The following is a 26519-nucleotide window of genomic DNA, read 5'->3' on the forward strand; positions in this document are numbered from 1 at the left end:
CGACGAGTGTACGTAATCGTGCAGTCGCCCCCGCGCATGAGCGGTAAACTGACGGTCATGGCGAGAGCGAGAGACCGCAAAGACAGGATCGTGGTTCTGGGCGGCGGCCCCGGCGGGTACGAGGCGGCGCTCGCCGGAGCTCAGCTCGGTGCCGATGTGACCCTCATCGAGCGCGAAGGCGTCGGCGGAGCGACCGTGCTGACCGACGTCGTTCCCTCGAAGAGTCTCATCGCGACGGCGGATGCCGTTTCCGCCGTCCGCTCCTCCGACATCCTTGGCGTGCAGTCGTTCCTTCCGGGGAGCGGGGGCAAGCCCGTGCGGCCCGAGGTCGCCGTGAACCTCGCCGCTGTCAACAAGCGGCTTCTCGCCATGGCAGGTGCGCAGTCGGTCGACATGCTGAACGCACTGCAGGAGGCCGGTGTGCGCGTAGTGCACGGCGAGGGTCGTCTCGACGGACCGAACGCGGTCGTCGTCTCGACCGCTGCGGGCGACAGCGGCACCGACTTCGATCGGATCGAGGGCGACACCCTCGTCATCGCGACCGGCTCGCGGCCCCGAGAGCTCGACTCGGCCAAGCCCGACGGCGAGCGGATCCTCACCTGGAAGCAGTTGTACGAGCTCCGGTCGATCCCCGAGCACCTCATCGTCGTCGGCTCGGGCGTCACCGGTGCCGAATTCGCCAATGCCTATCGCACCCTGGGTGCAGAGGTCACGCTCGTCTCCAGCCGAGACCAGGTGCTCCCCGGCGAGGACGCCGACGCGGCAGCGGTCATCGAGTCGGCGTTCAAGCGCATCGGCATGAACGTGATGTCGAAGTCGCGCGCGGAGTCGGTGACCCGCACCGAGGACGGCGTCCTGGTCAAGCTCGCGGACGGCCGCGAGGTGACCGGATCCCACTGCCTCATGGCGGTCGGGTCGCTGCCGAACACGCAGGGCATCGGGCTCCGAGCCGCGGGCATCGAGCTCACCGAGAGCGGGCACATCTACGTGAACAAGGTCGCCCGCACGTCGGTGCCGTCGATCTACGCGGCTGGCGACTGCACCGCCATGCTCCCCCTGGCTTCGGTCGCCTCGATGCAGGGCCGCACGGCCATCATGCACGCGCTCGGCGACTTCGTTCGTCCACTGAATCTGCGGAACGTCGCCGCCAACGTGTTCACGAGTCCCGAGATCGCGACGGTGGGCTGGAACGAGAAATCCCTCGCCGGGGCATCCGACATGGCCAAGGCGGTCTCCCACACGATCCCGCTCCCCGTGAATCCGCGCGCGAAGATGGTCGGGATCAAGGACGGATTCGTGAAGCTCTTCGCGTGGAAGGTCTCCGGCACCGTCATCGGAGGTGTCATCGTCGCCCCGCGCGCCTCCGAACTCGTTTTCCCGCTGGCGCTCGCCGTCGAGCACCGGCTCACGGTCGATCAGGTGGCCTCCGCCTTCGCCGTCTACCCGTCGCTGACGGGTGCGATCACCGATGCGGCGCGCGCCATGCACATGCAGTACGGCGTCGAGGTCGTCGAGTGATCGGACGCCGCGCGGTCACGGGCGGTCTCGCCGGTGTCGCGGCCCTCGCGCTGCTCGTCGGCGTCACCGGCTGCGCTCCCGCCAAGCCGGAAGCCGTGCCTTCCGACGACGGCGCGACCGCGGCCGTCACGGTGACCGTCGTCGATAACCGGTACGAGCCCGCCGATGTCGAGATTTCCGTCGGCGATGCCGTGACCTGGGAGTTCGCGGGCAGCATGGAGCACGACGTCGTCGCGGAAGACGGCGAGTTCGTCAGCGAGCTCATGCAGTCGGGAACGTACACCCACGTCTTCGACGCGGCGGGGGAGTTCGCCTACGACTGCTCGGTGCACCCCGAGATGACCGGCGTCGTCCGCGTCGTCGCATAGGGCGGCCGTACGCCTGGCGTCAGGCGTCTGGTGCCGTGATCCTCACCGAAGCGAGCTGTTCCGCGCGCGTCGGGGCAATGTGAACGGTGATCAGCTCGTCGGCGCCGGCGCTCGCGGCGAACGACTCGAGTTCCCGGTGGACCCGCTCGCGACCGCCGACCGCGGTGTGCTGCATCATTCCCCGGATCTCCCGGCCGGCAGGCGTATCGATGAGCGAGGCCGCCTCGTCCTCGGTGAGGGGAATATCGCGTCCTCGTGAGAGGAACCCGCGTACGCGGCTGACCTCTGCGCGTGCGTGCAGGGCCTCGGCTGCCTCGTCCGACTCTGCGGCGACCACGTTCACCCCCGCCATCACGTACGGTTCTGGGTTGCGCTCGCTGGGCACGTAGTGGGCGCGATAGTGCTCGATCGCCGAGTGCAGCAGCTGCGGCGCGAAGTGCGACGCGAAGGAGTACGGGAGGCCGAGTTGCGCGGCGAGGCTGGCGCCGAACATGCTCGAGCCGAGGATCCAAAGCGGAACCTCCGTGCCGCGGCCCGGGTACGCATTGACCTGCGACGGCGGGATCTCGTCGCTCAAGAACCGCTGGAGCTCGAGTACGTCGTTCGGGAAGTTGTCGGCCGACGCGTGGCTTCTCCGGAGGGCGCGGAAGGTGGCCCCATCCGTCCCCGGCGCGCGGCCGAGCCCCAGGTCGATGCGGCCGGGCGATAGCTCGGCGAGGGTGCCGAACTGCTCGGCGATGACGAGGGGCGAATGGTTGGGCAGCATCACGCCGCCCGCGCCGAGCCGGATGTTCTCGGTGCGCGCCGCGACGTGGGCGATCAAGACCGCCGTCGCGCTGGAGGCGATCGACGGCATGTTGTGGTGCTCGGCGTACCAGACGCGCTGATACCCACTGCGTTCGGCGCTCTGAGCGACGTTCACGGAGTGCGCGAACGCGTCGCGTATGCTCCCGTCCGGTTCAACGGTGGCCAGGTCGAGAATCGAGAGCGGAGGAAGTGCCATACCGGAGTGCAACGCTCCGCCGCACCCGGTATTCCCGCTAGTGGTGCTGGTGGAGCGTCCCGTGCGGAACGGCGAACTCGCCTGGACCCGTGTTGGCGAGCGCCGGCGTGGTGACGGCAGAGACGACCAGCGCGGCGACCGTCATGGAGAGCGCGAACGCGCCGGGTCGGGGATGCCCAGCCGGTGCCCGCTGCTCCGAACGGCGGCTCCTGAGCACGAGAGCGGCGAGCACGGCGACGATCCAGTGCAGGCCGATCATGGCGATCGCCGGAACGAAACCGATCGTCGAGGTGAAGAGGAGACCGAAGGCGAGCAGCATCGCCGCCACGCTGCCGGTGATCGCAGCTCGCGGGGCGACAACCCGGCCGGCTCTGAGTACCGCGAGCCCGTACCCGGTCTCCGCAAGCGCCATAGCGATGAGGGGAGCGGCCAGCCACCACTCGCTCCCAGCCGCGACAGCGAAGAAGATGAGTCCGGATCCTAGCGATGCTAGAGCCGACCAGATCTGCCCGAACATCAGCGCACGGGTCCCGAAGCGGTGACGCGCTTGTCGGCTGCGATAGCGACCCCGAGCAGAACCAGTGCGCTGCCCAGGTGAAGCACGTGGTCTGCGGTGTTCAGCGCGAGGATGTTCGCCGCGGTATCGGCGATGAAGAAGCCGACAATGCCGAGCAGCAGGTAGGCGGCACCGATCACGCCGTTGGCGCCCTTGGCGGCCGGGGTCGACGCGAGGCCTGCGATGAGCAGCACCGCGCCGATCAGCAGGTGGGCGACGTTGTGCAGCGGATTCACCTCGAAGATGCCGAGGAGCAGACCGCCGTCGGTGGCGATGAAGTCGACCCCGCCGGTCACGGTGAATCCAAGGAGGCCTACGAGCAGGTAGACGGCGCCGAAGACGACGCCGAGCAGACGGTTCGGTGAGTTCTTCATGGTGAGAGTCCTTTCTGGGATAACAACGGTCGCCATCAGCGTGGCGTTTACCCCCTATTCGGAGCGGACTCAGAGCCGGTTTGGAAGATTCTGTGCGCCCGCACCGGGGCCCTCCATGTGTACAGGTCGCCGGCGCTTGAGCGCCACCCCTTTCCGAGAAAGTTTCCCACCTGCAACAATCACTCCATGTCAAACGATAACGCGCGACACGCGGCTGCCGATCCGGGAGGTGCGCTCAGCGACCCCACGGGCCACGAATCGGCTCTTCGTGCCCCGGTAGATGCGGAGGGCGCGGTTCCCCGCGTGCTCGTGCTTGGCGCCACCGGGTATCTCGGAGGTCGGCTCGCCCCTCGGCTGCTGAACGCCGGGTACCGGGTGCGCGTGCTCGTCCGATCGCCCGAGCGACTCGCCTCGCTCCCCTGGGCCGGCGAGGTCGAGGTCGAGACCGGTGACGCCAGCGACGTCGAGGCTCTCGTCCGCGCGATGGACGGCGTTGACACCGCCTACTTCCTCGTCCACTCGATGTCCGGTGGCAAAGGCTTCGCATCGAAAGACCGGGAGATCGCTCAGGCGGTCGCGGTCGCAGCGGCTCGCGCGGAAGTTCGGCGAATCATCTATCTCGGTGGGCTCTTTCCGCACGACGCCGAACTGTCGGACCACTTGGCGTCGCGGAAGGAGGTCGGTGAGATTCTGCTCGGATCCGGGGTGCCGACGCTCGTGCTCCGGGCGGGAGTGGTCATCGGGTCAGGCTCTGCGTCCTTCGAAATGGTCCGGCATCTCACCGAGGTGCTGCCGTACATGCCTGCGCCGAGGTGGGTGCGCAACTTCATCCAGCCGATCGCGGTGCGCGACGTCCTGCACTATCTCCTCGCCGCTGCCAGGGTCAGCCCCGAAGTCTCCCGCGCCCTCGATATCGGGGGACCGGACGTACTGCGGTACGGGCAGATGATGAACGGGTACGCCGTCGTGGCCGGCCTGCCGCAGCGTCGCATCGCGGCACTGCCCGTCTTCACGCCCCGGCTGGCCTCGCACTGGGTGGGCCTCGTGACGCCTATTCCGCGTCAAATCGCCGGCCCGCTCGTGGAGTCTTTGCAGAACGACTGCGTCATGCACGACCATGACGTGGACGAGATGATGCCGAGACCTGCGGGCGGACTCACGCCCTATCGTGAGGCGGTGCGACTCGCGATGGGACGCATCGCGTTCGATCGCGTCGAGACGAGCTGGGTCGATGCGCCGGTGCAGAGCGCTCCGAGCGAACCGCTCCCCAGCGATCCGGACTGGGCGGGGCACCTGGTCTTCACCGACACCCGCTCCCGGGCCACCGTGGCGTCTCGCGCGGCGCTGTGGTCCGTGATCCAGGGCATCGGCGGAGCGAACGGGTGGTACTCGCCCCCGCTGCTGTGGGCGATCCGCGGGTGGATGGATCGGGTTGTCGGCGGTGTCGGACTGCAGCGCGGTCGGCGGAGCCGCTCCGCTGCGCGGGTGGGCGACGTTATCGATTTCTGGCGGGTCGAAGCGAGCGAACCGGAGCAGCTCTTGCGTCTGCGCGCCGAGATGCGGGTGCCCGGTCAGGCCTGGCTGGAACTCGGGATCGCCGAAGGGGACGATGGACTCGAGTACCGGCAGCGCGCCGTGTTCTTCCCCAGGGGCCTCAGCGGCAGGCTCTACTGGCTCGCGGTGCTCCCGTTCCACGGCTTGATCTTCGCGGGCATGTCGCGACGGATCGTTGACCTGGCCGAGGCGGACGCCGGAGCAGCGCAGTGACACGGTTGCGCCGCACTTCGCCAGACCGGCCGGGGTGGACGCGGAAACGGCATGGGCGAGGCTTTACCTACCTCGACGAGCACGGCGAACGCCTGGGCTCGGAGGACATCTCGCGCATCCGAGCGCTCGCGATCCCGCCTGCCTGGACCGACGTGTGGATCACCCCCGACCCACTCGGCCACCTCCAGGCGGTGGGTACCGACGATGCGGGCCGACGGCAGTACCGGTATCACGACGAGTGGCGCAGGCGGAGGGACGATGAGAAGTTCGAGCGGGTCACCCGGGCGGCCACGCTGCTGCCGACGGCGCGCGAGGCGATGCTCGCCGATCTCGGACGGGACGGCATGAGTCTCGAGCGAGCGGCCGCCGCGGCAGTGCGGCTTCTGGATCTCGGATACTTCAGGATCGGATCAGACGCATACGCGGAGAACGACTCCTTCGGGCTGACAACGCTGCTCAGGCGACACGTGCGGAAGCGCGGCGATGTGCTCGTGTTCTCGTTCGTCGGGAAGTCGCAGGTCGAGCACAGGATCGAGATCGATGATCGGGCCGCCATCACCGCCGTGGACATCATGCGTCGGCGACGCGGAGGGAGCGATCGCCTCCTGGCCTACAAGCGTGTGAACCGCTGGACCGATCTCGGAGCCGAAGCGGTCAACGAGTATCTTCGCGATCAGCTGGGGGAGGAGCTCACGGCCAAGGACTTCCGCACCTGGCACGCCACGGTCCTCGCCGCAGCGGCGCTCGCGCGGACCGAGGAGCACGGCGAGTCCGCCGCTTCGCGCAAGCGCGCCGTCGCGGCCGCCATGAGAGAAGTCTCCGGATACCTCGGCAACACGCCAGCGGTGGCGCGAAGTTCGTACGTGGATCCGAGGATCGTGGAGCAGTACGAGCACGGAGTGACTGTGGCCCCGGCGCTCGCGGCCGCGGGAGTCGAAGAGGGGCAGGACGTGTACCAGGCCGCCCTGGAGCGGGCAACGCTCGAACTTCTCGGTATCCGCGCCGAGAAGTGATCTGCGAATGCTCGAGTTCAGCAGATCCACGGCTGACACAGTGCCCGTTCCAGCGACGGACCAGTATCCTGAGAAATCCGGGGATGCGATCACATCGTGCACGATGGCATCCCACAGCGAATCAGTGAGGAGCTCAACGGTGAGCGAATTTCTTGCGGAGCACATCGAGAGAAGTCTGCGCGTCTACCCGGAGGTCGCCGATGCGACCGTGACGGTCTCCGACCGCCCGGACGAGTGGGAGCTTGCGATCGACATCACGGTCGGCAACGAGGCGGTGATCGAGCGGGTCATCCAGTCCGTCACCCACGAGCTGCTGCCGAATGTCGAGCATCTCGCGGGTCGCGTGGCCTCGTCGCGCCGCGTCGACTTCCATCTCCCGACGGGGGAGATCGCCCATTCCGAGGTGCTCTCCAGCCGCGGCCTCGAGACCGGGAACATTCCGATCCCGCTGACGCCCGCTCGGGAGCCCCACGAGACTACGGCCGCGTAACCGCGACCGACCGCACCAAGACACCTGAAACTGGAGCTCCACATGATCGATCTCTCGACCGCTGCAGCGGCCTTCGCCGCCGACCACGCTTCCGGGCGCACCCTCGTCCTGCCGACCAGCTGGGACGTCTGGTCGGCTTCACTCGTCGAACAGGCCGGGTTCCCCGGTGCCACCATCGGCAGCCACCCCGTCGCGAACAGCCTCGGCTACGAGGACGGCGAACAGATCGACGTCGACACGTACTTCGGGCTGGTGAAGTGCATCACGGCGGCCGTCGGGATCCCGGTCAGCGTGGACGTGGAGTCGGGGTACGGTCTCGACGCCCGCGAGCTCGCGAGTCGCGTGATGGAGGCCGGGGCAGTCGGGATGAACGTCGAGGACACCGTGCACTCGCAAGGCGGAAGGATCCGCGATCGCGACGAGCACGCCGACTACATCGCCGCAATCCGTCAAGCCTGCGACGAGGCCGGGGTCGAGGTGGTCATCAACGGCCGTACCGACGCGCTCATCCACGGCACTGATGCGTTCGAGGATCCTCTCGCCGAGGCGGTCGCGCGGGTCGTCGCACTCGAGGCGGCCGGGGCGCGGTCGGTGTACCCCGTGAAGCTGCCAGACGCGGCAGCGGTGTCCAGGCTCGTCGCCGCCGTGTCGGTGCCCGTGAACGTCACGGCGGACCCGCGTACGGGGTCGCCAGCGGGCGGCCTCGCGGAACTCACCGAACTCGGCGTGCGCCGCATCTCGTTCGGCCCGCTCTGGCAGGCCGCGCTCGGCGACACCAGCTCGGACTGGCTCGGCGGCTGGAAGGGCTGACCTACTCCGGGTCGACGATCGAGAGCAGCAGGTGTCCGTTGGACACCGTCTGCCCGATCGGCGCATCGATGCCGGTGACGACACCGTCGCGGTGGGCATAGATGGACTGCTCCATCTTCATCGCCTCGAGCACCGCGACGAGTTCGCCGTTCTCCACGCTCTGCCCCTCTTCAACCGCGACCTTGACGACGGTCGCCTGCATCGGAGCGGTGACAGAATCGCCGCCCTTGCCCGCGACCGCGGCGGTCTGGGCGCGGCGGGGGGCAGGGCCCCGCGTGATGTCCTGATCCGCGATCGGCACGAGGGTGGCGGGCATGACGACCTCGAGACGTCGGCCGGCGACCTCGACGACCACGGAGCGGACCTTCTGGTCCTGCGTGGGCTGGGCGATCTGCCCTTCCCACGGCTCGATATCGTTCACGAATTCGTTCTCGATCCAGAGCGTGTACACGCCGAACGCGCCGTCCTCCGCGGTGAACGCGGGATCCCGCACGATCTTGCGGTGGAACGGGAGAACGGTCGGGAGACCCTGAATCTCGAACTCGTCGAGGGCACGACGCGAGCGCTCCAGCGCTTCTTCGCGGGTCCTGCCGGTCACGATGAGCTTGCCGAGCATCGAGTCGAAGGCGCCGGAGACGACGTCTCCAGAGGCGACACCCGTGTCGACGCGCACCCCGGGGCCAGAGGCCGGTTTGAAGAGCGCGACCGGACCGGGGGCCGGGAGGAATCCGTTGCCCGGATCCTCACCGTTGAGACGGAACTCGAAGGAGTGCCCGTGCGCTTCGGGATCTTCGTAGTCGATCGTCCCGCCCGCAGCGATGCGGAACTGCTCGCGGACCAGATCGAGCCCCGTGACCTCCTCGGAGACGGGGTGCTCGACCTGCAGTCGCGTGTTCACCTCCAGGAAGGACACCGTGCCGTCCTGGGCCACGAGGAACTCGCAGGTGCCCGCGCCGACGTATCCGACCTCGCGCAGGATCGCCTTGGACGCGCGGTAGAGCTCGGTGCGCTGCTCGTCGGTCAGGAACGGCGCCGGGGCCTCCTCGACGAGCTTCTGGTGGCGCCGCTGAAGGGAGCAGTCGCGGGTCGATACGACCACCACGTTGCCGTGCTGGTCGGCGAGGCACTGCGTCTCGACGTGACGCGGCTTCTCGAGGTACTTCTCGACGAAGCACTCACCGCGCCCGAATGCTGCGACGGCCTCGCGAGTGGCCGATTCGAAGAGTTCGGCGATCTCGTCTCGCTCGTACGCGACCTTGAGGCCGCGGCCGCCGCCCCCGAATGCCGCCTTGATCGCGACGGGCAGGCCGTACTCGTCGGCGAACGCGATGACCTCGTCGGCGCCGGAGACCGGGTCGCTCGTTCCCGCTGCGAGCGGGGCGTCGACCTTCTCGGCGACGTGCCGTGCCGACACCTTGTCGCCCAGTCGCTCGATGGCGTCGGGTCCCGGTCCGATCCAGGTCATGCCCGCGGCGATGACCGCGCGCGCGAAGTCGGCGTTCTCGGCCAAGAAGCCGTAACCGGGGTGCACCGCGTCGGCGCCCGAGCGCCGAGCGGCCCCCAGCACTTTCTCGATGGAGAGGTAGGTCTCGGCGCTCGTCGTGCCGTTCAGGGAGTAGGCCTCGTCGGCGAGCTGGGAGTGGAGCGCATCGCGATCCTGATCGGCGTAGATCGCGACCGACGCGATGCCGTTGTCTTTCGCGGCTCGGATGATGCGGACGGCGATCTCGCCTCGGTTGGCGATGAGCACTTTACGGATGCGCGACATGACCACCAGCATATGGGAGGGAGTGGGCGGAATCTTGGAGGAGACGTACAAACCTCGGCGGGAATCGTTGCCGGAGTCCACATATGGGGGTGCTCGGCGATGCGTCGCGTCGCGTGCGTCGAAGACTAGACTGGCCCCGTGGTGAATCCAGATATTCAAGGCCGGACGTACCCGCCGACCGCTCCCTATCTCGTGGGGCGCGAGAAAGTGCGCGAGTTCGCGCGGGCCGTGCTGAGCTCTGCTTCCGTCAATCTCGACCCCGAAGCCGCTCGCGCGGCGGGCTACTCGGACGTCGTCGCGCCGCCGACCTTCCCGGTCGTTGTCCAGGAGGCGACGCTCGCCCAGCTGCTCGCCGACGACGACGCGGGAGTCGACTTCTCTCGGGTGGTCCACGGAGACCAGCGGTTCACCTACTCGCGACCCGTCGTCGCCGGAGACGAGCTCACCGCGACGCTGACGATCACCGCGGTGAAGCAGCTCGGGGGCCATTCCATGGTCACCGCATCGAGCGAGATCGTGGACGCCGCTGGTGACCACGTGGTCACGGCCGTGTCGACGCTCGTCGTGCGCGCGGCGGAGGATGAGCAGGGAGGCGCCGCATGATCGCTCCGAACATTTCCGAGCTCGCCGTCGGCGACGTCGTCGCCGAGCGGACCGCTGTGCTCCAGCGCGACGAGCTCGTGCGCTATGCGGGTGCTTCCGGCGACTTCAACCCGATCCACTACCGCGACGATGTCGCGCGGTCCGTCGGGCTTCCCGGAGTCCTCGCGCACGGCATGCTGACGATGGGTGTCGCCAGCACGCCCGTCGTGGAGTGGCTCGGCTCAGCCGGATGGGTGCAGGACACGCAGGCGCGTTTCACGCGTCCCGTGCCCGTCGACCCCGAGACGGGGGCCGAGCTGACCGTGACGGCGACCGTGGGCGCCGTCGACGTCGAGGCCCGCACCGCGCGCATCGACGTCAAGGTGGTGTTCGGCGGGCAGACGGTGCTTGGCAAGTCGCAGGTGCGGGTGGCGTTCGCGTGACGGGAGTCGCTGACGGCACCCTCGCCGAGCTCACGACGATGCGGGTCGGCGGGGCCGCCGACGAAGTGATCCTGGCGGAGACGTCGGATGAGCTTGTCAGGCACGCGTCCCGGCTCTGGTCGGACGACGAGCCGTGGATGCTGCTCGGGGGCGGATCGAACACGGTCGTCTCCGACGAGGGCTTTCCCGGGACGGTGCTGCTCGTGAGGAACACCGGCATCGAGGTCGTGGAGAGCGATTCCACGCCCGAGAGCCGCGTGCGCCTGCGCGTGCAGGCCGGGCACGACTGGGATCAGCTGGTGGAGGCCTCGGTGGAGCGCGGCTGGTCGGGCATCGAAGCTCTCTCGGGCATCCCCGGTCGCGCCGGGGCCGCGCCAGTGCAGAACATCGGCGCGTACGGGCAGGAACTGTCTGACGTGCTGCACTCCATTACCTTCCTGGACTTCGAAGCCGACGAGGTGCGCCGCATTCCCGCCGCCGAACTCGCGCTGGGATACCGCACCTCGGCGATCAAGGAGGGCCTGGCTGGCGTTGTCCTCTCGATCGACCTGCTGCTGTGGGCGAACGAGGACCGGAACAACCCGCTCAGCGGCCCCGTGGCATACGGTCAGCTCGCGGACGCTCTCGGCGTCACCGTCGGTGATCGCGTGTCGATCCGGGAGCTTCGACGCACCGTGCTGCGGCTTCGGGCATCGAAGGGCATGGTTCTGGACCCCGAGGATCACGACACCTGGAGCTCGGGTTCGTTCTTCACGAACCCCATCGTGACCGAGCACTTCGCTCGCACACTGCCGATGGAGGCGCCGCGGTTCCCGGTGCCGGGCGCGGAGCCGGCACCGGCAGTGACCTCGCTCGAGGAGCTCGCAGCGGGGGCACCGCTGCGGATCCCGGATGCTGCGCCCGAGCGCATGATCAAGCTGTCGGCCGCGTGGCTCATCGAGAATTCGGGCATCACCCGCGGTTTTCATCTTCCGGGCTCCGGGGCGGCGGTCTCGTCGAAGCACACCCTCGCGATCACCAATCGCGGCGGAGCGACCGCCGGCGATGTGGCGGAACTCGCGCGCTTCGTCGTGCAGCGGGTGCAGCAGGAGTTCGGTGTCGTCCTCGCGCCAGAGCCGAACCTGTACGGCCTCGAAGCGTAGCGGTCAGCACGTGCGTATCCAGATCGTGGGGCGCGGTCGCATGGGGCGATCGCTGACCGCAGCACTTTTCGCCGCGGGGGCGGACGTCGCGGCGGAGCCGTCGGGGCACGGGAGCGACGGGTCGGACGCCGACGTCGTGATCCTGGCGGTGCCCGACGGCGCCATCGCGGACGCCGCCGGTGTCATCGCCCCCGGTCGCATCGTCGGCCACATGTCAGGGGCGACGACGCTCGCCCCACTCGCTCCGCACGAGGCGTTCAGCCTTCACCCCCTGATTACGGTGACGGGAGCTGATCTCGACGACGTCAGCTCCGGGGGACCGCACCCCTTCTCTGGGGTGCCCGCCGCGGTCGCAGCGACGACCCCTCGAGCGCTCGGGGTCGGTGAAGCGCTGGCTGCACATCTCGGCATGCGGGCGTTCACGGTCGCCGACGAGGATCGCGCCGCCTACCACGCAGCGGCGTCGATCGCCTCGAACTTCCTCGTCACGGTCGAGGGTGTTGCGGAGACGCTCGCCGCGACCGCGGGAGTGCCGCGTGATGCCCTCGTGCCGCTCGTGCGCGCCGCGGCGTCGAACTGGGCCGAGCACGGTGCCGCCGGGGCCCTGACCGGTCCGGTGGTGCGCGGCGACGACGAGACCGTCGAGCGGCAGCGTCGCGCCGTCTCCGAGCGCATGCCTGGCGAACTCGCACTGTTCGATGCGCTGGTCTCGTCGACCCGCTCGCTCGCCGCACGCGTACGCGGCACCGAACTCCATGAGGAGGATCGCTCATGAGGATCGCGCGCACCGTCGGCGAGCTGCGGGCGATGCTCGCCGGAGCGGGCGATGTCGGTCTCGTACCCACGATGGGTGCCCTCCATGAGGGGCACCTCTCGCTCATCCGTCGCGCTCGAGACGCACATGGGACGGTCGTCGTATCAATCTTCGTGAACCCGACGCAGTTCGGCGACGCGGCCGACCTCGAGGCCTACCCCCGCGACGAGAAGCGAGATCTCGACCTCACCCGTGAGGCGGGCGTCGACATCGTGTTCGCTCCTTCCGCGCGTGAAATGTACCCCGAGGGCTTCGCGACCACCGTCCGCGTGACCGGACCCCTGACGGAATCGCTCGAGGGGGCCGGCCGTGGCAGCGCGCACTTCGACGGCGTCGCCACGGTCGTCGCCAAGCTACTCATCGCCGTCGGCCCGCGCGCCGCGTACTTCGGGCAGAAGGACGCGCAGCAGCTGCTCGTCGTCCGACGCATGGTCGCCGACCTCGGGCTCGCCGTCGACATCGTCGCCTGCCCGACCTCGCGGGAGCGCGGAGGGCTCGCTCGTTCGAGTCGCAATGTGCGGCTGAGCCCGAGCGACCGTGAGCGGGCGCTCGCGGTCCCGAGGGCGCTCGAAGTCGTTGCGACCGCAGTGGCCCAGGGCGAGCGCGACGTCGCCGACCTGCGGGCCAGGGCGCTCGAAGTCCTCCTCGCCGCGGGCGTGGAACCGGAGTACCTGGCGTTCGTCGAACCGGATACGCTGGAGCCGGTGCGCGAGGTGGCAGGGCCCACGCTCTGCGCGCTGGCGGCGGGCGTCGGAGGCGTCCGCCTCATCGACAACACGGTGCTCAGTCCCGGCCCGCAGGCTGAGGAGCGCCACACGATCGAGGAGTACTGAAATGCCCCGCATGACTCTCACCCGGTTGACCGAGATGCGTGCTCAGGGAGAGCAGATCGTCATGGTCACCGCCTACGACTATCCCGGAGCTCGGGCCGCTGAGCGGGCGGGCGTCGACATGGTCCTCGTCGGTGATTCCGGTGCGCAGACGGTCCTCGGTCACGAGAGCACCGTCGGAGTGACCGTCGATGAGATGCTCGTACTCGCTCAGGCGGTGCGCCGCGGCACTGAGACCGCGCTGGTCGTCTGCGATGTGCCATTCGGGTCGACCGAGGTCTCCGACGCGCAGGCGGTGGAGACGGCGATCCGGTTCGCGAAGGAGGCGGGTGCCGACGCCGTGAAGATCGAGGGTGGCGGTCAAGCACGACTGAGCCGGGTGCGTGCCATCGTGGCCGCGGGGATTCCCGTCGTCGGGCACATCGGGCTCACCCCGCAGACGGCGACGGCGCTCGGCGGCATGCGCGCGCAGGGGCGCAGCGTGGCGAGCGCCGAGCGACTCGTCGATGAGGCGCTCGCGGTGCAGGATGCGGGCGCGTTCTGCATCGTCATCGAAGCGGTTCCGGCCGAGATCACCGCGGTACTGCGGTCGGTGCTGGACGTGCCGCTCATCGGCATCGGTGCAGGCCCCGCGGACGGACAGGTGCTCGTGCTGCACGATCTGCTCGGGGTCACCGAGGGGAAGACTGCGAAGTTCGTGAAGCAGTACGGCACCATCGGCGACGACACCGTCGCCGCGATCACGGCCTACGCGTCTGAGGTGCGTTCCGCTGCGTTTCCCGGAGGCGAGCACCGCTATGCGGCGCGCGCGGACGCGGTCGACGCCGCCAGAGACCGGGCGGGCGTGCTGGCAGCGCACCGCGACAACGCGCGCTGACGCCAGACCCGTCAGGCGGGGGCCAGGGGAACGGCGTCGAGCCCTCGTCGGAGATCGGCGATCAGGTCGTCTGCCGTTTCGAGTCCGACCGAGAGACGGAGCAGGCCGGGGGTGATCCCCAGACGCTCGGTGACCTCGGGGGCGAACGTGGCGTGCGTGGAGGTCAGGGGATGGATCACCATCGAGCGGGTATCGCCGATACCCGTCATGCGCGAGAACACGCTGAGGTGATTCACGAAGGCGCGTGCCCCGTCGATCCCGCCTCTCACGGTGAGGGCGAACACGGAACCGGTGCCCGCGGGGTAGTCCCGCTGGGCGATGGACTGCAGCGGACTCGAGGGCAGGCCAGCGTAGTCCACGGACACGACCTCTGGCTGCTGCTCCAGCCAGGCGGCGATACGCGCTGAAGAGGCGACGTGGCGCTCCATGCGCAGCGACAGCGTCTCCATGCCCTGGTGCAGCAGGAAGCCGTTGATGGGGGAGAGAGACGGACCGATGTCGTTCACCACCTGCTCCCTGACGGTGCGGGCGTAGGCGCAGGTTCCGAAGCGCTCGAGCAGTGAGCCGAGGCCCGGCCTCGGGGACGCGGTGATGAGCGGGTAGGACCGGCCGGCCCGCTCTGCGGCCTCCCAGTCGAATCGCCCGCCGTCGACGACGGCACCGCCGACGGCGGCACCGTGCCCGGTCAGGAACTTGGTCGTGGAATGGACGACGATGTCGGCACCGTGCTCGAACGGGCGGATCAGCGCCGGGGTGCCCACCGTATTGTCGACGACGAGGGGGAGGCGGTGCCGGGCCGCGACCGCGGCGATCCGGCGCAGGTCGGTGATGTCGTTGCGGGGGTTCGGGATCGTCTCCGTGTAGATCGCCTTCGTGTTCGGCCGGATCGCCCGATCCCACTCCGCGTCGTCGTCAGCGTTCCACACGTAGTCGACGTCGATGCCGAAGCGCTGGAAGCTCCTGCCAAAGAGGATGCGGGTGCCGCCGTAGATCGATGCCGTGGAGACGATGTGGTCACCCTGCTGCGCGATCGCGAAGAGCGCCGAAGAGATGGCGGCCTGTCCGCTCGACACCGTCACAGCCGCCGATCCGCCTTCGAGCGAGGCGAGCCGATCCTCGGCGACAGCATTGGTGGGGTTGCCCTGGCGGGAATAGATGGGATCGACCGATCGTCCGGCGAACCGGTCGACCTGGTCGTCGAACTCGTCGAAGACATACCCTGCCGAGAGCGCGATCGGGGGGACGCGCAGTCCGGTATTGCGGTCCGGATACTCTCCTGCGTGCACCTGTCTGGTGTCGAACCCGTAGCCCGCCCAGTCGAAGTTCGGGGGGACGACGCGGGGATCGGTGTGTGCGGTCATCGGATGCGGCTTTCGTCGGGACGGTCGGAGACGGGGGCGAGCGCGGCGATGCGCGCCACCGCCTCACGGAGGGTGTCGGGTGCGCAGGCGAGGTTCACGCGGACGTGGCCGGTGCCGCCGTTGCCGAACGATGCCCCGTTGCTGAAGGCGACGCGCGCCTCGGTCAGGATCCGCGTGTACGGGGCGTCTCCGAGACCCGCGTCGCGCAGATCGAGCCACGCGAGGTACCCGGCACGGGGCCGGAAGTGCCGTGCCCCCGGCAGGTGCTCGGCGAGCAGTTCGGCGAGCAGATCGTCGTTCCGCTCGACGGCGGCGACGGTGGCATCGAGCCAGGGGCGGCCCTCGGTGAACGCTGCGACGTTCGCGTGGAGGCCGATGATGCTCGCCCGGCACGCCACCTCAGGAGGAAGGCGCTCGAGGAGGTCGGCCGATCGGTCGTCTGCAGCGACGACCACCGAGCACTTCACGCCGGCGAGGTTCCAGCCCTTGCTGGCGGAGGTCGCGACCACGGCGAGCGCCCCCGCTTCCGCCGCGAGCGGGGCGAAGGGCACGAACGTCTCCCCGCGGTGCGTCAACGGCGCATGGATCTCGTCCGAGACGACGAAGACGTCGTGCGCGGCGGCGAGTCTGGCGATGGCGGTGAGATCTTCGTGCGCGTGCAGCAGACCGTGCGGGTTGTGCGGATTGCACAGCAGGAAGGCGTCGATCCCCGCCTCGCTCGCGAACTCCCGCTCGATGGCGTCGAGGTCGAGTCGAGCGGTCGGTGCTGCACCCGCTTCATCGGAGATGAGCAGCGGCACCTGCACGATCTCGACGGGGAGCTCCTCGAGCATCTCGAAGAACGACGGATAGACCGGCGTGGTGATGAGCACTCTGCCGGGGCCCGGGCGGGCGAGGCGCAGCGACTCGACGATGCCCGCGCTCACGTCGGTGGCGAGGAAGACGTGGCTCTCCGGCACCTCCCAGCCCCAGCGGTCAGCGGCAAACGCGCTGAACGCCGTCGCCAGTGGCCCAGCCTGGTCGAGGTACCCGAAGTCGGATGCCTCGACCCGCTCGATGATCGCCTTCCGGATCTCCGGCGCGACCGCGAAGTCCATCTCCGCAACGAAGAGCGGGAGCACGTCGTCGGGGAAGCGCGTCCACTTGATGCTCGTGCGCTCGCCGCGCAGGTGCTCAGGGCTCGGACAGTCGGGGAAGTCGGACATGGGTCCATGGTCGCGCACGACCGCGACGACGCGCGAACCGGTGCCGTAAACCGACGTCATCTGCCCGTCGCATGCTTGAATGGGCCTATGACTGTGCGGGCCACGACCGATCGCGAATCCCGGCGCTACACCGAGCGGGAGACCTCGCAGCACCGCTCAGCCGACCCAGCAGTGGCAGCGCACGAGACCGACTCCGAATCACGCGCTTGGGGTCCGGAACCCGAAGAGTATCGCGTCGATCTCGAGCGCATCAGGTTCTCGCCCTACTTCGCGCGGCTCTCCGCGGTCACCCAGGTGATCCCGCAGTCGGGGGTCGGGCCCGTCATGCACAACCGTCTGACGCACTCCCTCAAGGTGAGCGCTGTCGCCCGCGTCATCGCGGCGAACCTTGCGGGCCGCCAGGCGCAGCACGAAGCCTACGAGCGGGGCGAGGCCGAGTACGACGATCGCACCGGGGCGATCGTGTCGCGTCTCGGCGGGTGCGACACCATCGTCGCGCAGGCGGCGGGGCACGCGCACGACCTCGGACACCCGCCATTCGGCCACCTCGGCGAGCAGGCGCTGGATCGCATCGCGCGTCACCGCCTCGGGCTCGCCGAAGGCTTCGAGGGGAATGCGCAGACCATGCGGATCCTCACGAGTCTCGACACGCTCGGCCGGGACTTCCCCGGCCTCAACCTCACGGCGGCAGTGCGCGCGGCGGTGCTGAAGTACCCGTGGACGCGCGGTGACTGGCGCGGAACGTTACTCGAGTCGGTTCCCGCGAACGAGCGCCCGCGCGGCGTCGGCATCGATGTCGCCGGCGGTGCCGAGAAGTTCTCGGTCTACGCGTGGGAGCTCACCGAGTTCGCCGAAGCCCGCGCGGCGTTCCCGAACATCGAGGAGGGTAGGCAGACGGTCGAGTGCGCTGTCATGGATCTCGCCGATGACATCGCGTACGCGATCCACGATCTCGACGACTTCGCCAGAGCAGGGGTGCTGCAGCGAGCGCAGGTCGAACGCGAGCTCGGGACGTGGCTGGGCGATGACGCGCGCCTGGCCGCTGCCGCACTGCCCGAATTGGAGCGCAACTGGCGGGATCCGGGGGCATCGCTCGAACTGCTCTGGCGCGGTCTCGCGATGAAGGACGGGTGGATGGCTGACCGCGATGTCTTCCGCGCCGCAGTCGAGCGCGTGCACCAGTCGCTCAGCGAGGAGCTTCTCGCAGCGCCGTACGATGGCGGGATCGCGAGCGAGCGGGCCGTGTCGGGCTTCACGCGCCGATGGATCGATCACCTGCGAACCTCGATCGTCGTCGACGAGCACCCCGCGGTGCGCGGCGGGCACGTGCGGCTCGGGGAACAGGCCTGGCACGAGGTGGCCGTACTGAAGTTCGTGCACGCCCACTTCGTCCTCCAGCGCCCGGAGCACGCGCAGGCGCAGCGTGGCATGGCGCAGGTGATCGAGGGGCTCGCGCTCGGGTTCGAGGCCTGGCTCACGGATCCCGACGACCGGGGGCGGGCTCCGCGCGCGCTGCTCGAGTGGGCCGAGGGGGCTACGGAGGCCGCCTTCGCGCTCGAGCGGGACCGGCCGGGCGTGCTCGGCGGAGACACCAGCGAGGCGGGACTGCGCAGACAGGGTCGCGCCCGCGCAATCCTCGACTACGTCGCCACGTTCACGGACCAGCAGGCATACGCGACCCACGCCGCGCTGACCGGGCGCTGATTCCCGGGACGACCCGAGTCAGCGCGCCTTGAGTCGGTGCGCAGCGGGTCAGCGGATGCGCAGCGCCCCCGGGTGGATCGTCACCTCGAACTCGGTGACGCTGCCGATCTGATCGCCGTCGATCTCGAACGGTGTCGCCTCGGGAAGCTCGCACTGCACTTTGCGGCCCCGCAGATGCGCCGTCGAATCGGAGCTCTCCGCGGCGCGCCCCGTGCCGACCGCTCCCGTGATGAGCCGCTTCAACCCGTTATCCCACACCATGTTGCCCATGGCGTTGAACCACGAGGCGGCGTTGTCCGCTCGCAGCAGGAGAAGGTCGAGTTCGCCGTCGTCCGGCTGCGCGGCAGGGAGCAGCGTGATGCCGCCCTGGATCGTGCCGCAGTTGCCGACGAGCATGGTGTGTGCGCGCTCCTCGACGGTCTCACCGTCGTCGATGGTGAGCGAGAACGGCACGACCTCGGTGGTGTTCGCGACCCGGCCGAACGACTCGACGTAGGCCAGCCACCCTGCGCGCGCCTTCAGCTCCTCGTCCGTCTCGGCGATCATGTGGGCGTCGATGCCGAAGCCCACCATCACCACGAACCCGTGCCTCACCTGTTCGCCCGACTCCAGCGTGGCCGTCACCTCGCCCAGGTCGAGCGCCTTCGAGGTTCCCTTCAGCGCGCGGCTGAACGCGGCAGCCGGGCGCACCAGCGGGACCCCGAGGTTGCGGGCGAGCAGATTACCAGTGCCCAGCGGGAGGATCGCGAGGTCGGCCGTGCCGCCCTCGTCGCCGAGCCGTTCGGCGACCGCACGTACCGTGCCGTCGCCGCCTGCCGCGATGATGAGGTCGCACCCGGCCTCGAGCGCCTGCGAGGTCATGCCCTGACCCGGGTCGTCCGGGGTCGTCTCGAACCACATCGTCCGCGGGACGTAGTCCAGACGAGCGGTGCGCAAGGCCGATCGGAATGCGTTCTTCAAACGCTCCCCATCCGTCTTCGACGGGTTCCACACGATGCCGATTCTCTCTGTCACAGCCCTATACTCTCAGAGCGCGGCCTCCGCACCCACTCTGACTCCCGCCGAGATCGCGAAAAGTGCCGTTTCGAGGCGGCCGAAAGGGAACTTTTCGCAGTCTCGACGGGCGGCCTGGGCCCGGGCGGCCCGGGCCCGGGCCCGGGCCTGGGCGGGCGGGCGGGCGGAGCGTGATGCGTGAGAGGTAGCTATCTCTGTCGCCAGGGGCCGTCCGGGTCTTCCAAGAGGCGCCGGTCGTCGCCCGGGCTGGCGGGGGAGCGGAGGAGGTAGAGCTCCGCCGCCTGCTCGATGCTGCCGCGGACGCGCTCGCTGACATCGGCGAGGGTCTCCTCGTACTCGTCGAGGGTGCGCTCCGGAGCCGTGTGGACGGCCCCCGGCACCTTTCTGATGGTGCACTGCATGGCGTTCCGCGCGGCGTAGCCGCAGATGTTCGCCGATGAGACGGCGTCGTCGACCATGTAGTCCCTGCCTGGCGCGCCCGTGCCGAGGTAGAGCACGGAGGGGCGGGGTCCCTTCGGGGACGTGCGCTCGGAGATGGTCTGCAGCTCGCCCTCCAGGTCGGCCGAACCGATCGCGAACGCCTGGTCGACGAGCAACCAGGTGCCGGGGAACGTCGGCCCGCTGAGGTTGACTCGCGCCTGCTTGATGGCACCGAAGAAGCGCTCGATGCGCTGCACCGGGTTGCCGCTCGTGTACCGGTCGCGCATGAAGTACATCTCGCCGACGAACCGGAGCGGAGTCGAGTACTGGGCGCCGGGAATCTGAGAGACGAGCTCGGCGGCGTCCATCTCCTGCCGCTGGAGCGGGCGGAGCCCCTCGATACCGTCGGGGGAGGAGATGAGCGTGATGCTCCGCACCGTGACCTCGGGGGAGGCGGAGAGGTACGCCGCGACCTCGAGATTGATGATGCCGCCCATGCTGTAGCCGACGAGGTCGAGTTCGCGCTTGCCGCTGTCCTGCGCGAGAGCGAGCACGCGCTCCGCGATCGTGTCGGAGGCGAGCGGAGCGTTGCCGTAGCTCACAGACCAGGTCTCGCCGCCGTACAGCTCCTGGACCCCGGGCCCCAGCGTGCGGGCCAGGTGGTCGGAGTTGTAGGTGCCGAAGCCGTCGAAGAAGACGGCGGCGCTGCGATCGTCATCGGGGTTCTCGGGGTGTCCGGCCTCCTCCTGCACCGCGACGCTGACTTCCGCGTTGGCCTGTGCCAGCTGGTTCTTCGCCACGTCGGACTGATAGCCCGCGATCAGGGCGACGAGGAGCACGAGGACGAGCTGCGCCGTCCCCACGCGCCGTCGCCTACGCCTGGCGAGCCTGCGGAGCTCCCGGGGAGAAAGCTGGTGCGGATCCCCGTCTGGGTGCTCGACGGGTTCCGGCGCTCCGGTCATCCGTGCACCGTTGCCTCACGAGTCGGATCCCACGGCATCGCCCAGCCGAGCTGGTCGAAGAGCGAGGCGAGTACGATTCCCGTGAAGCCCCAGACGATGCGGCCGCCGAAGCGGTCGCTCAGCACGAAGGCAGGGCCGCGGTGGTGGTGTCCATCGCGGTCGAGTACCGACGTGACGCGACGGTCGGGATCAAGCAGCTCGGCCACCGGCACCCGGAAGACATCGACCGATTCGCTCTCGTCCGCGGCGACGTCGCTGGGCCGACGCCACCACCCGATCACGGGGGTCACCAGGTTGTTGCTCACCGGGATGTGGAGGTCGGGGAGCGTGCCGATGACCTCGACGCCCGACGGTTCGAGCCCCGTCTCCTCCGCCGCCTCGCGCAGAGCCGTCGCGGCAGCGTCGGCGTCGGCGGGCTCGACACGGCCGCCGGGAAAGGCGATCTGGCCGGCATGGTGGCGGAGCGCGTCGGACCGGCGCAGCAGCAGGACATCGAGTTCGCGGGGGACCGGAGCGGTGCTGTCGGCGTCGATCCGATCGAGCTCCCCGAACAGGATGAGCACCGACGAGCGGCGCACGCTCGACGTCTCCGGGCGCACCTGCGGCAGGCCCTCGATCAACGTCCCCTGCTCGACCAGAGCTTGCAGGTCGGCGCGGGGATGCATGCTCCCCGTCATCGGTCCATCAACTGTCGAGGAGATCGTCGATGCCCTCGGGTACGCGCTGGGAGCGCGCCCACGGCTCGCGGTCGCGTCGCGCGACCCACTTCACCTGGCGGGTCTCGTCGGATCGGGCGGCGGTGAGCACCGCGATCACGGCGGCGCGCTCCTCGTCGCTGACGTTCCGCGTCACGAAGCGGATGTCGTCGCCGTGGAGCGCGTCGTCGACGTCACCCAGGCTCTCGCGCTTCGCGGCGTCGCGCGCCGCGGCGTCCGGCGGCAGCTCGGATTCGGCGAGGGCGTCGCCCTCGCGCGGATCCTCATCGACGCGTGCGTGCTTCACAGCGGGATGTTCCCGTGCTTCTTCGCGGGCTGCTCGGTGCGCTTGCCGCGGAGACCGCGAAGCGCCTTGATGACTGCCAGGCGGCTGCCCGCCGGCTCGAGCACGTTGTCGAGTTCGCCGCGCTCGGCAGCGAGGAACGGGCTCGTCACGTCAGCGGTGTACTTCGCGGTGAGTTCGGCGCGCAGCGCCTCCACGTCCTCACCACGCTCGGCCGCGGCAGCGAGTTCTTTGCGGTACAGAATGTTGACGGCACCCGCGCCGCCCATGACGGCGATCTCCGCGGTGGGCCACGCGATGTTGAAGTCGGCGCCCATCTGCTTCGACCCCATGACGATGTATGCGCCGCCGTAGGCCTTGCGTGTGATGATCGTCACGAGCGGGACCGTCGCCTCGGCGTAGGCGTACAGCAGTTTCGCGCCTCGGCGGATGACGCCCTGGAACTCCTGGTCGGTGCCCGGCAGGTAGCCCGGCACGTCGACGAGCGTGAGGATCGGGATTGAGAACGAGTCGCAGAACCGTACGAAGCGCGCGGCCTTCTCGCTCGCGTCGATGTTGAGCGTGCCCGCCATCTGCGCCGGCTGGTTCGCGACGATGCCGACGGTGCGGCCCTCGACGCGGCCGAAGCCGATCACCATGTTGGGGGCGAAGAGGGGCTGCACCTCGAGGAACTCGCCCGAGTCGAGGATGCCCTCGATGACGGCCTTCATGTCGTAGGGCTGATTCGGGCTGTCTGGGATGACCGAGTTGAGCTTGCGGTCGGCATCGGTAATCTCGAGGGCCGTGTCGCTGTCGTAGACCGGCAGCTCCGCGAGATTGTTGTCGGGGAGGTAGCTGATGAGTGCGCGCGCGTAGTCGAGGGCATCGTGCTCATCGCTCGCGAGGTAGTGGGAGACGCCGCTCGTCTGGTTGTGGGTGAGCGCGCCACCGAGCTCCTCGAACCCGACCTCCTCGCCCGTGACGGTCTTGATGACGTCGGGGCCGGTGACGAACATGTGGCTCGTCTTGTCGACCATGATGACGAAGTCGGTGAGTGCGGGGGAGTAGACCGCACCACCGGCAGAGGGGCCCATGACGATTGAGATCTGCGGGATGACGCCGGAGCACATGGTGTTGAGCCGGAAGATCTTGGCGTAGTTGCTGAGCGCGACGACGCCCTCCTGGATGCGGGCGCCGCCCGAATCGAGGATGCCGAGGAGGGGAGCGCCGGTCTTCAGCGCGAACTCCATCGCCTTCACGATCTTCTCGCCGGCGACCTCGCCGAGCGACCCGCCGAACGTCGTGAAGTCTTGGGAGTAGACGACGACCTGGCGGCCGTGGATCGTGCCGGCACCGGTGACGACCGAGTCGCCGAACGGCCGGCTCGCGTCCATGCCGAACGACTGCGTGCGGTGCTTCACGTACTTGTCGAACTCGACGAAGGAGCCGGGGTCGAGCAGCTCGGCGAGGCGCTCACGTGCGGTCATCTTGCCGCGCGGATGCTGCTTCGCGGCTGCCGCGGTGTCACGGTCGCCGACGGCCTCCTGATACTTGCGGCGGTGGTCGGCGATTCGGCCGGCCGTGGTCGCGAGAGCGTCGGGGCTGGGGGCGTGCGTGGTCGCTTCTTCTGCAGTCACAGAGGCCAGCCTACCGCGGGGTGGGACGCTCGCGTGTGAGGAGACCTCCAAAGGTTCCCGGGAAACTCTCGGAGGTTCTCTACTGTCTGCGCCGACTCGTTAGGCTCGAGCCATGGATCTTCCACGTACGCGTGCTCTGCTTCCGGTCGTCGAGTGGCGCGACAGCGTCGGCAGCACGAACGCGGTACTGCGCGAGCGCGTCGCCGCGGAGCCCGCCCTGCCCCACGGCACGCTCATCGCGACCGCCGAGCAGACGGCGGGGCGCGGGCGCGCGGGGCGGGGGTGGGAACTTCCGCCCGGAAAAGCCGTCGCGGCGTCGATCCTGCTGAGGAACGTTTCCGCCTTCCCACTCGGCCCAGGCTGGCTTCCGCTTATCGCCGGTTCTGCGGTGACCGCGGCGCTGCAGTCGTACTTCACCGTCGCCGACGACGATTCCGGCCGTGAACCGCGGCGCGTGGTCGTGAAGTGGCCGAACGACGTGCACGTGCGCACCGCAGCGGACGCCCAGGCCGACCGGCCGGGGCTGAAGCTATGCGGGATTCTGTGCGAGCTGCTGCCCGACGGTTCGGTGATCGTCGGCACGGGGATCAATCTGCTGCTCGAGCCGGACGAGCTCCCGACCGAGCGCGCCACGTCTCTGCTCGCCGCGGGCGCCGCGGTGGACGGTGCGCAGTTGATCGCGGATGACGATGCCGCGGGAGCAGCGCTCGTCGACGATGTGCTCGCCGACACGGAGGAGGAGCTGCTGCGTCTGGTCCAGCTCGCCGTCGAGGATCCGGCCGCGGTGCGTGCGCGGATCCTGCGCGATTCGGCGACCGTCGGTGCAGAGGTCCGCGTGCACCTCCCCGGGGATCGCATCGTCGACGGGCGGGCGCGCACCCTCGCCGACGACGGTGCGCTCGTCGTCGATCTGCCGACCGGCGGCGAGCTCACCGTGAACGCCGGAGACGTCGAGCACCTGCGCTGACACGCCGGCTCGGCGGGTGCGCCGGTCAGGCGGCGCGGTGGCTCTCCTCGCCGAGGACGAAGGTCTGCTGGACCTTGGCCTCGAGGAGTGCGCTCGGGTCGGCCGTGAGCGGATCGATGTCGAGCACGATGAAGTTGGCGTGGAGTCCGGCGCGGATGCGGCCGCTGGTCTGATCCATCTCACCCGCGTAGGCGCCGCCGGCGGTGAGGGCGGTCAAGGCCTCCTCCGCGGTAAACACCCGCTCCGGGTGGTAGGCGGGGAGCGACGGTGTGATCGCCGAGCCGCCGGTCAGGGCGATGAACAGATTGGGCAGTGCCTCGTGCGGCGCCGTCGGCGCATCGGTTCCGAGCGTGATGGGCACACCCGCCTCCCGGAACTTCTGCCACGGGAAACCCTGCTCCTGGCGGTCGTCGCCGAGCATCGCCTTCCAGTTGGCGAGGACGGCTGGATCGCAGTGCACCGGCTGCATCGACGCAGTGACGCCGAGCTCTCCCATGCGCTCGATCGTGGCATCGGTGACCGATTCGAGGTGCTCGATGCGGTGCCGACGGGGGCGGAGCGCACCGACTCGGATGCAGTGCTCGATCGCGTCGAGAGCGATCTCGCTGGTCCGGTCGCCGATCGCGTGCATGGCGATCTGCAGGCCTGCGGCATCGGCAGCGGCGGCGACGGGCATGATGCGCTCCGCGCTCCAGATCGGGTCGCAGTTGCTGCCGTCGGCGTACGGTGCGCGCATGGTGGCGGTGCACGCGTCAATGACCCCGTCCATGATGAACTTCACCCCGGCGATGCGGAACCACCGGGAATCCTCGCTCGCGGCCAGGAGGTCGCGAAGGGCAGCGACGCGGGCGACGCCCGCGAGATCCTGCTCGGTGTCACCAGACGGCTCGAGGATCCAGTGCGCCGTGATCGGGAACGGCAGGCGTCCGTCCCGAGCGATGAGGGCGCGGATCGCGTCGACGTCGGACTCGTTCAGCGCCATGTCGGTCGCACCCGTCACGCCTGACTCGAGGTAGGCGGCGAACGCGTTCTCGAGGAACCCGACCTTGTCTTCTTGCGTCGTCGCGCGGCTCAGGAAGTCCCAGGCGAACTGCGTGCCAGCGGTCTCGTACAGCATGCCGGTGGCGTCGCCGTTCCCGTCGCGCGCGATCTCGCCGCCGATCGGGTTGGGAGTGTCGCGATCGATACCGAGCTCGGCGAGGCCCGCCGTGTTCGTCCACACCGAGTGGAGATCGTTCGCATCGAGGTAGACGGGGATATCGGGGAGCACTTCGTCGAGCATCGCCGCGGTCGGCCGCCCACCCTCGATGGCGTCGAACATCCAGCTGACGCCGAGCACCCGGGGGGCATCGGGGTGCGAGCGTCGCCACTCGAGCAGACGCTCCTGGATCTCGGCGAGGGAACCGCAGTCGCGCAGCTGAGCCTTGCCGAGTGCTTCGCCGAACATGGTGAGGTGGGTGTGCGAGTCGATAATGCCGGGCGCCACGAACGCGCCGTCGAGATCGATCTCGGCAACGCCGTTGGTCGCGGGGTCTCCGGTCACGGCACCCACAGCGGCCCGGACATCGGAGAGGGAGCCGACGGCGGCGAAGAGACCGTCGGTGACAGCGAACGCTTCTGCGGGAGATGACCCGGTCTCGGCCGTGAACACGGTGCCGTTCCGGTAAATCGTGGTCGACATCGGACTGGTATCTCCTTGGAGTGACTGCTGGGGAGCGGGTCTGTTCCTCAGCCGACCTCGTTTGGCAGCAGGTGCTGCTGAGCGATACACGACGTGGAGAAATGACCGAGATCAGAGTAGTACGAGTTTCACGAATCTGCGAACCGTCAGGTGCCCCTTGACGGCACGGTACCTGCGATCACAGATGGGTCTCGATGCTCCACATGGAGTTGCGCTCGATGAGAAAAGCACCGCT

At 69.1% G+C, this 26519-nt stretch carries 26 protein-coding genes; 14 read left to right on the forward strand and 12 right to left on the reverse strand.

The window, feature by feature from the left end; translation table 11 throughout:
* Positions 1–57 precede the first annotated feature (57 nt).
* Both K8P10_RS03265 and K8P10_RS03270 read left to right on the forward strand, forming a co-directional pair.
* Entirely contained in the window at positions 58–1518 is a 1461-nt protein-coding gene (locus K8P10_RS03265) for an NAD(P)H-quinone dehydrogenase (protein WP_224780375.1), read from the forward strand.
* Complete coding sequence (locus tag K8P10_RS03270) at positions 1515–1886, forward strand: cupredoxin domain-containing protein (RefSeq protein ID WP_224780376.1); 372 nt, start codon at positions 1515–1517, stop codon at positions 1884–1886. The genes K8P10_RS03265 and K8P10_RS03270 overlap by 4 nt, the downstream gene beginning before the upstream one ends.
* Before the next feature lie 19 nt (positions 1887–1905).
* Here K8P10_RS03270 and K8P10_RS03275 read toward each other — a convergent pair whose 3' ends face one another.
* From K8P10_RS03275 to K8P10_RS03285, 3 genes are read right to left on the reverse strand one after another with little or no spacing between them, the layout of a single operon-like run.
* Entirely contained in the window at positions 1906–2889 is a 984-nt protein-coding gene (locus tag K8P10_RS03275) for an LLM class flavin-dependent oxidoreductase (RefSeq protein ID WP_224780377.1), read from the reverse strand.
* 37 nt (positions 2890–2926) lie between these two features.
* Positions 2927–3406 carry a hypothetical protein gene (locus K8P10_RS03280; RefSeq protein ID WP_224780378.1) on the reverse strand — a complete coding sequence of 160 codons (480 nt, stop codon included), beginning with the start codon at positions 3404–3406 and terminating at the stop codon, positions 2927–2929.
* Positions 3406–3819, reverse strand: a complete 414-nt coding sequence (locus K8P10_RS03285; protein WP_224780379.1) for a DUF4383 domain-containing protein — start codon at positions 3817–3819, stop codon at positions 3406–3408. The genes K8P10_RS03280 and K8P10_RS03285 overlap by 1 nt, the downstream gene beginning before the upstream one ends.
* 186 nt (positions 3820–4005) lie before the next feature.
* Between K8P10_RS03285 and K8P10_RS03290 the strand changes: the two genes are divergently transcribed.
* The 4 genes from K8P10_RS03290 (at position 4006) to K8P10_RS03305 (ending at position 7899) form a co-directional block, all read left to right on the forward strand.
* Positions 4006–5586 (forward strand): SDR family oxidoreductase, encoded by a 1581-nt coding sequence (locus K8P10_RS03290; protein ID WP_224780380.1) that lies wholly within the window; start codon positions 4006–4008, stop codon positions 5584–5586.
* The gene (locus K8P10_RS03295) at positions 5583–6599 is read left to right on the forward strand and encodes a DNA topoisomerase IB (RefSeq protein WP_224780381.1); all 1017 of its coding nucleotides are present in this window, start codon (positions 5583–5585) and stop codon (positions 6597–6599) included. The genes K8P10_RS03290 and K8P10_RS03295 overlap by 4 nt, the downstream gene beginning before the upstream one ends.
* Positions 6600–6738: 139 nt before the next feature.
* On the forward strand, positions 6739–7089 hold the full coding sequence (locus K8P10_RS03300) for a hypothetical protein (protein WP_224780382.1): 351 nt from the start codon (positions 6739–6741) through the stop codon (positions 7087–7089).
* Between the two features lie 42 nt (positions 7090–7131).
* A complete protein-coding gene (locus K8P10_RS03305) occupies positions 7132–7899 on the forward strand; it encodes an isocitrate lyase/phosphoenolpyruvate mutase family protein (RefSeq protein WP_224780383.1) in 768 nt (255 codons plus the stop codon).
* Position 7900: 1 nt separating this feature from the next.
* Here K8P10_RS03305 and K8P10_RS03310 read toward each other — a convergent pair whose 3' ends face one another.
* A complete protein-coding gene (locus tag K8P10_RS03310; RefSeq protein ID WP_224780384.1) occupies positions 7901–9667 on the reverse strand; it encodes a biotin carboxylase N-terminal domain-containing protein in 1767 nt (588 codons plus the stop codon).
* 138 nt (positions 9668–9805) lie between these two features.
* On the opposite strand from K8P10_RS03310, the gene K8P10_RS03315 reads away from it, so the two are divergent.
* Genes K8P10_RS03315 through panB form a run of 6 tightly spaced genes read left to right on the forward strand, consistent with a single transcriptional unit; the run spans position 9806 to position 14355 of the window.
* Complete coding sequence (locus K8P10_RS03315) at positions 9806–10270, forward strand: MaoC family dehydratase N-terminal domain-containing protein (RefSeq protein ID WP_224780385.1); 465 nt, start codon at positions 9806–9808, stop codon at positions 10268–10270.
* Complete coding sequence (locus tag K8P10_RS03320; protein ID WP_224780386.1) at positions 10267–10692, forward strand: MaoC/PaaZ C-terminal domain-containing protein; 426 nt, start codon at positions 10267–10269, stop codon at positions 10690–10692. The genes K8P10_RS03315 and K8P10_RS03320 overlap by 4 nt, the downstream gene beginning before the upstream one ends.
* Positions 10689–11834 carry a UDP-N-acetylmuramate dehydrogenase gene (locus K8P10_RS03325; protein ID WP_224780387.1) on the forward strand — a complete coding sequence of 382 codons (1146 nt, stop codon included), beginning with the start codon at positions 10689–10691 and terminating at the stop codon, positions 11832–11834. The genes K8P10_RS03320 and K8P10_RS03325 overlap by 4 nt, the downstream gene beginning before the upstream one ends.
* Positions 11835–11844: 10 nt before the next feature.
* A complete protein-coding gene (locus K8P10_RS03330; RefSeq protein ID WP_224780388.1) occupies positions 11845–12609 on the forward strand; it encodes a DUF2520 domain-containing protein in 765 nt (254 codons plus the stop codon).
* On the forward strand, positions 12606–13481 hold the full coding sequence (panC, locus tag K8P10_RS03335) for a pantoate--beta-alanine ligase (RefSeq protein WP_224780389.1): 876 nt from the start codon (positions 12606–12608) through the stop codon (positions 13479–13481). The genes K8P10_RS03330 and panC overlap by 4 nt, the downstream gene beginning before the upstream one ends.
* Position 13482: 1 nt before the next feature.
* Positions 13483–14355 (forward strand): 3-methyl-2-oxobutanoate hydroxymethyltransferase, encoded by an 873-nt coding sequence (gene panB / locus K8P10_RS03340; RefSeq protein ID WP_224780390.1) that lies wholly within the window; start codon positions 13483–13485, stop codon positions 14353–14355.
* Between the two features lie 11 nt (positions 14356–14366).
* Here panB and K8P10_RS03345 read toward each other — a convergent pair whose 3' ends face one another.
* Together K8P10_RS03345 and K8P10_RS03350 are read right to left on the reverse strand one after the other, a co-directional pair.
* Positions 14367–15716 carry an O-acetylhomoserine aminocarboxypropyltransferase/cysteine synthase family protein gene (locus tag K8P10_RS03345; protein ID WP_224780391.1) on the reverse strand — a complete coding sequence of 450 codons (1350 nt, stop codon included), beginning with the start codon at positions 15714–15716 and terminating at the stop codon, positions 14367–14369.
* Positions 15713–16921: a MalY/PatB family protein gene (locus K8P10_RS03350; RefSeq protein ID WP_224781206.1), complete on the reverse strand. Its 1209-nt coding sequence runs from the start codon at positions 16919–16921 to the stop codon at positions 15713–15715. The genes K8P10_RS03345 and K8P10_RS03350 overlap by 4 nt, the downstream gene beginning before the upstream one ends.
* A gap of 87 nt (positions 16922–17008) precedes the next feature.
* Between K8P10_RS03350 and K8P10_RS03355 the strand changes: the two genes are divergently transcribed.
* Positions 17009–18625, forward strand: a complete 1617-nt coding sequence (locus tag K8P10_RS03355) for a deoxyguanosinetriphosphate triphosphohydrolase family protein (RefSeq protein ID WP_224780392.1) — start codon at positions 17009–17011, stop codon at positions 18623–18625.
* 48 nt (positions 18626–18673) lie between these two features.
* Here K8P10_RS03355 and K8P10_RS03360 read toward each other — a convergent pair whose 3' ends face one another.
* From K8P10_RS03360 to K8P10_RS03380, 5 genes are all read right to left on the reverse strand, one after another.
* The gene (locus tag K8P10_RS03360; RefSeq protein WP_224780393.1) at positions 18674–19639 is read right to left on the reverse strand and encodes a diacylglycerol kinase family protein; all 966 of its coding nucleotides are present in this window, start codon (positions 19637–19639) and stop codon (positions 18674–18676) included.
* A gap of 188 nt (positions 19640–19827) precedes the next feature.
* Positions 19828–21021 (reverse strand): alpha/beta fold hydrolase, encoded by a 1194-nt coding sequence (locus K8P10_RS03365; RefSeq protein WP_224780394.1) that lies wholly within the window; start codon positions 21019–21021, stop codon positions 19828–19830.
* Positions 21018–21698 (reverse strand): CoA pyrophosphatase, encoded by a 681-nt coding sequence (locus K8P10_RS03370; RefSeq protein WP_224780395.1) that lies wholly within the window; start codon positions 21696–21698, stop codon positions 21018–21020. The genes K8P10_RS03365 and K8P10_RS03370 overlap by 4 nt, the downstream gene beginning before the upstream one ends.
* Positions 21699–21705: 7 nt before the next feature.
* Positions 21706–22023: an acyl-CoA carboxylase subunit epsilon gene (locus K8P10_RS03375; protein ID WP_224780396.1), complete on the reverse strand. Its 318-nt coding sequence runs from the start codon at positions 22021–22023 to the stop codon at positions 21706–21708.
* Entirely contained in the window at positions 22020–23636 is a 1617-nt protein-coding gene (locus K8P10_RS03380; RefSeq protein WP_224780397.1) for an acyl-CoA carboxylase subunit beta, read from the reverse strand. Before K8P10_RS03380 ends, K8P10_RS03375 begins: the two co-directional genes overlap by 4 nt.
* A 112-nt stretch (positions 23637–23748) precedes the next feature.
* Between K8P10_RS03380 and K8P10_RS03385 the strand changes: the two genes are divergently transcribed.
* On the forward strand, positions 23749–24603 hold the full coding sequence (locus tag K8P10_RS03385) for a biotin--[acetyl-CoA-carboxylase] ligase (protein WP_224780398.1): 855 nt from the start codon (positions 23749–23751) through the stop codon (positions 24601–24603).
* Between the two features lie 25 nt (positions 24604–24628).
* Here K8P10_RS03385 and K8P10_RS03390 read toward each other — a convergent pair whose 3' ends face one another.
* The gene (locus K8P10_RS03390; protein WP_224780399.1) at positions 24629–26284 is read right to left on the reverse strand and encodes an amidohydrolase; all 1656 of its coding nucleotides are present in this window, start codon (positions 26282–26284) and stop codon (positions 24629–24631) included.
* Between the last annotated feature and the right edge of the window lie 235 nt (positions 26285–26519).

Source organism: Leucobacter sp. Psy1 (genome assembly GCF_020096995.1).
Taxonomy (GTDB): Bacteria; Actinomycetota; Actinomycetes; order Actinomycetales; family Microbacteriaceae; genus Leucobacter.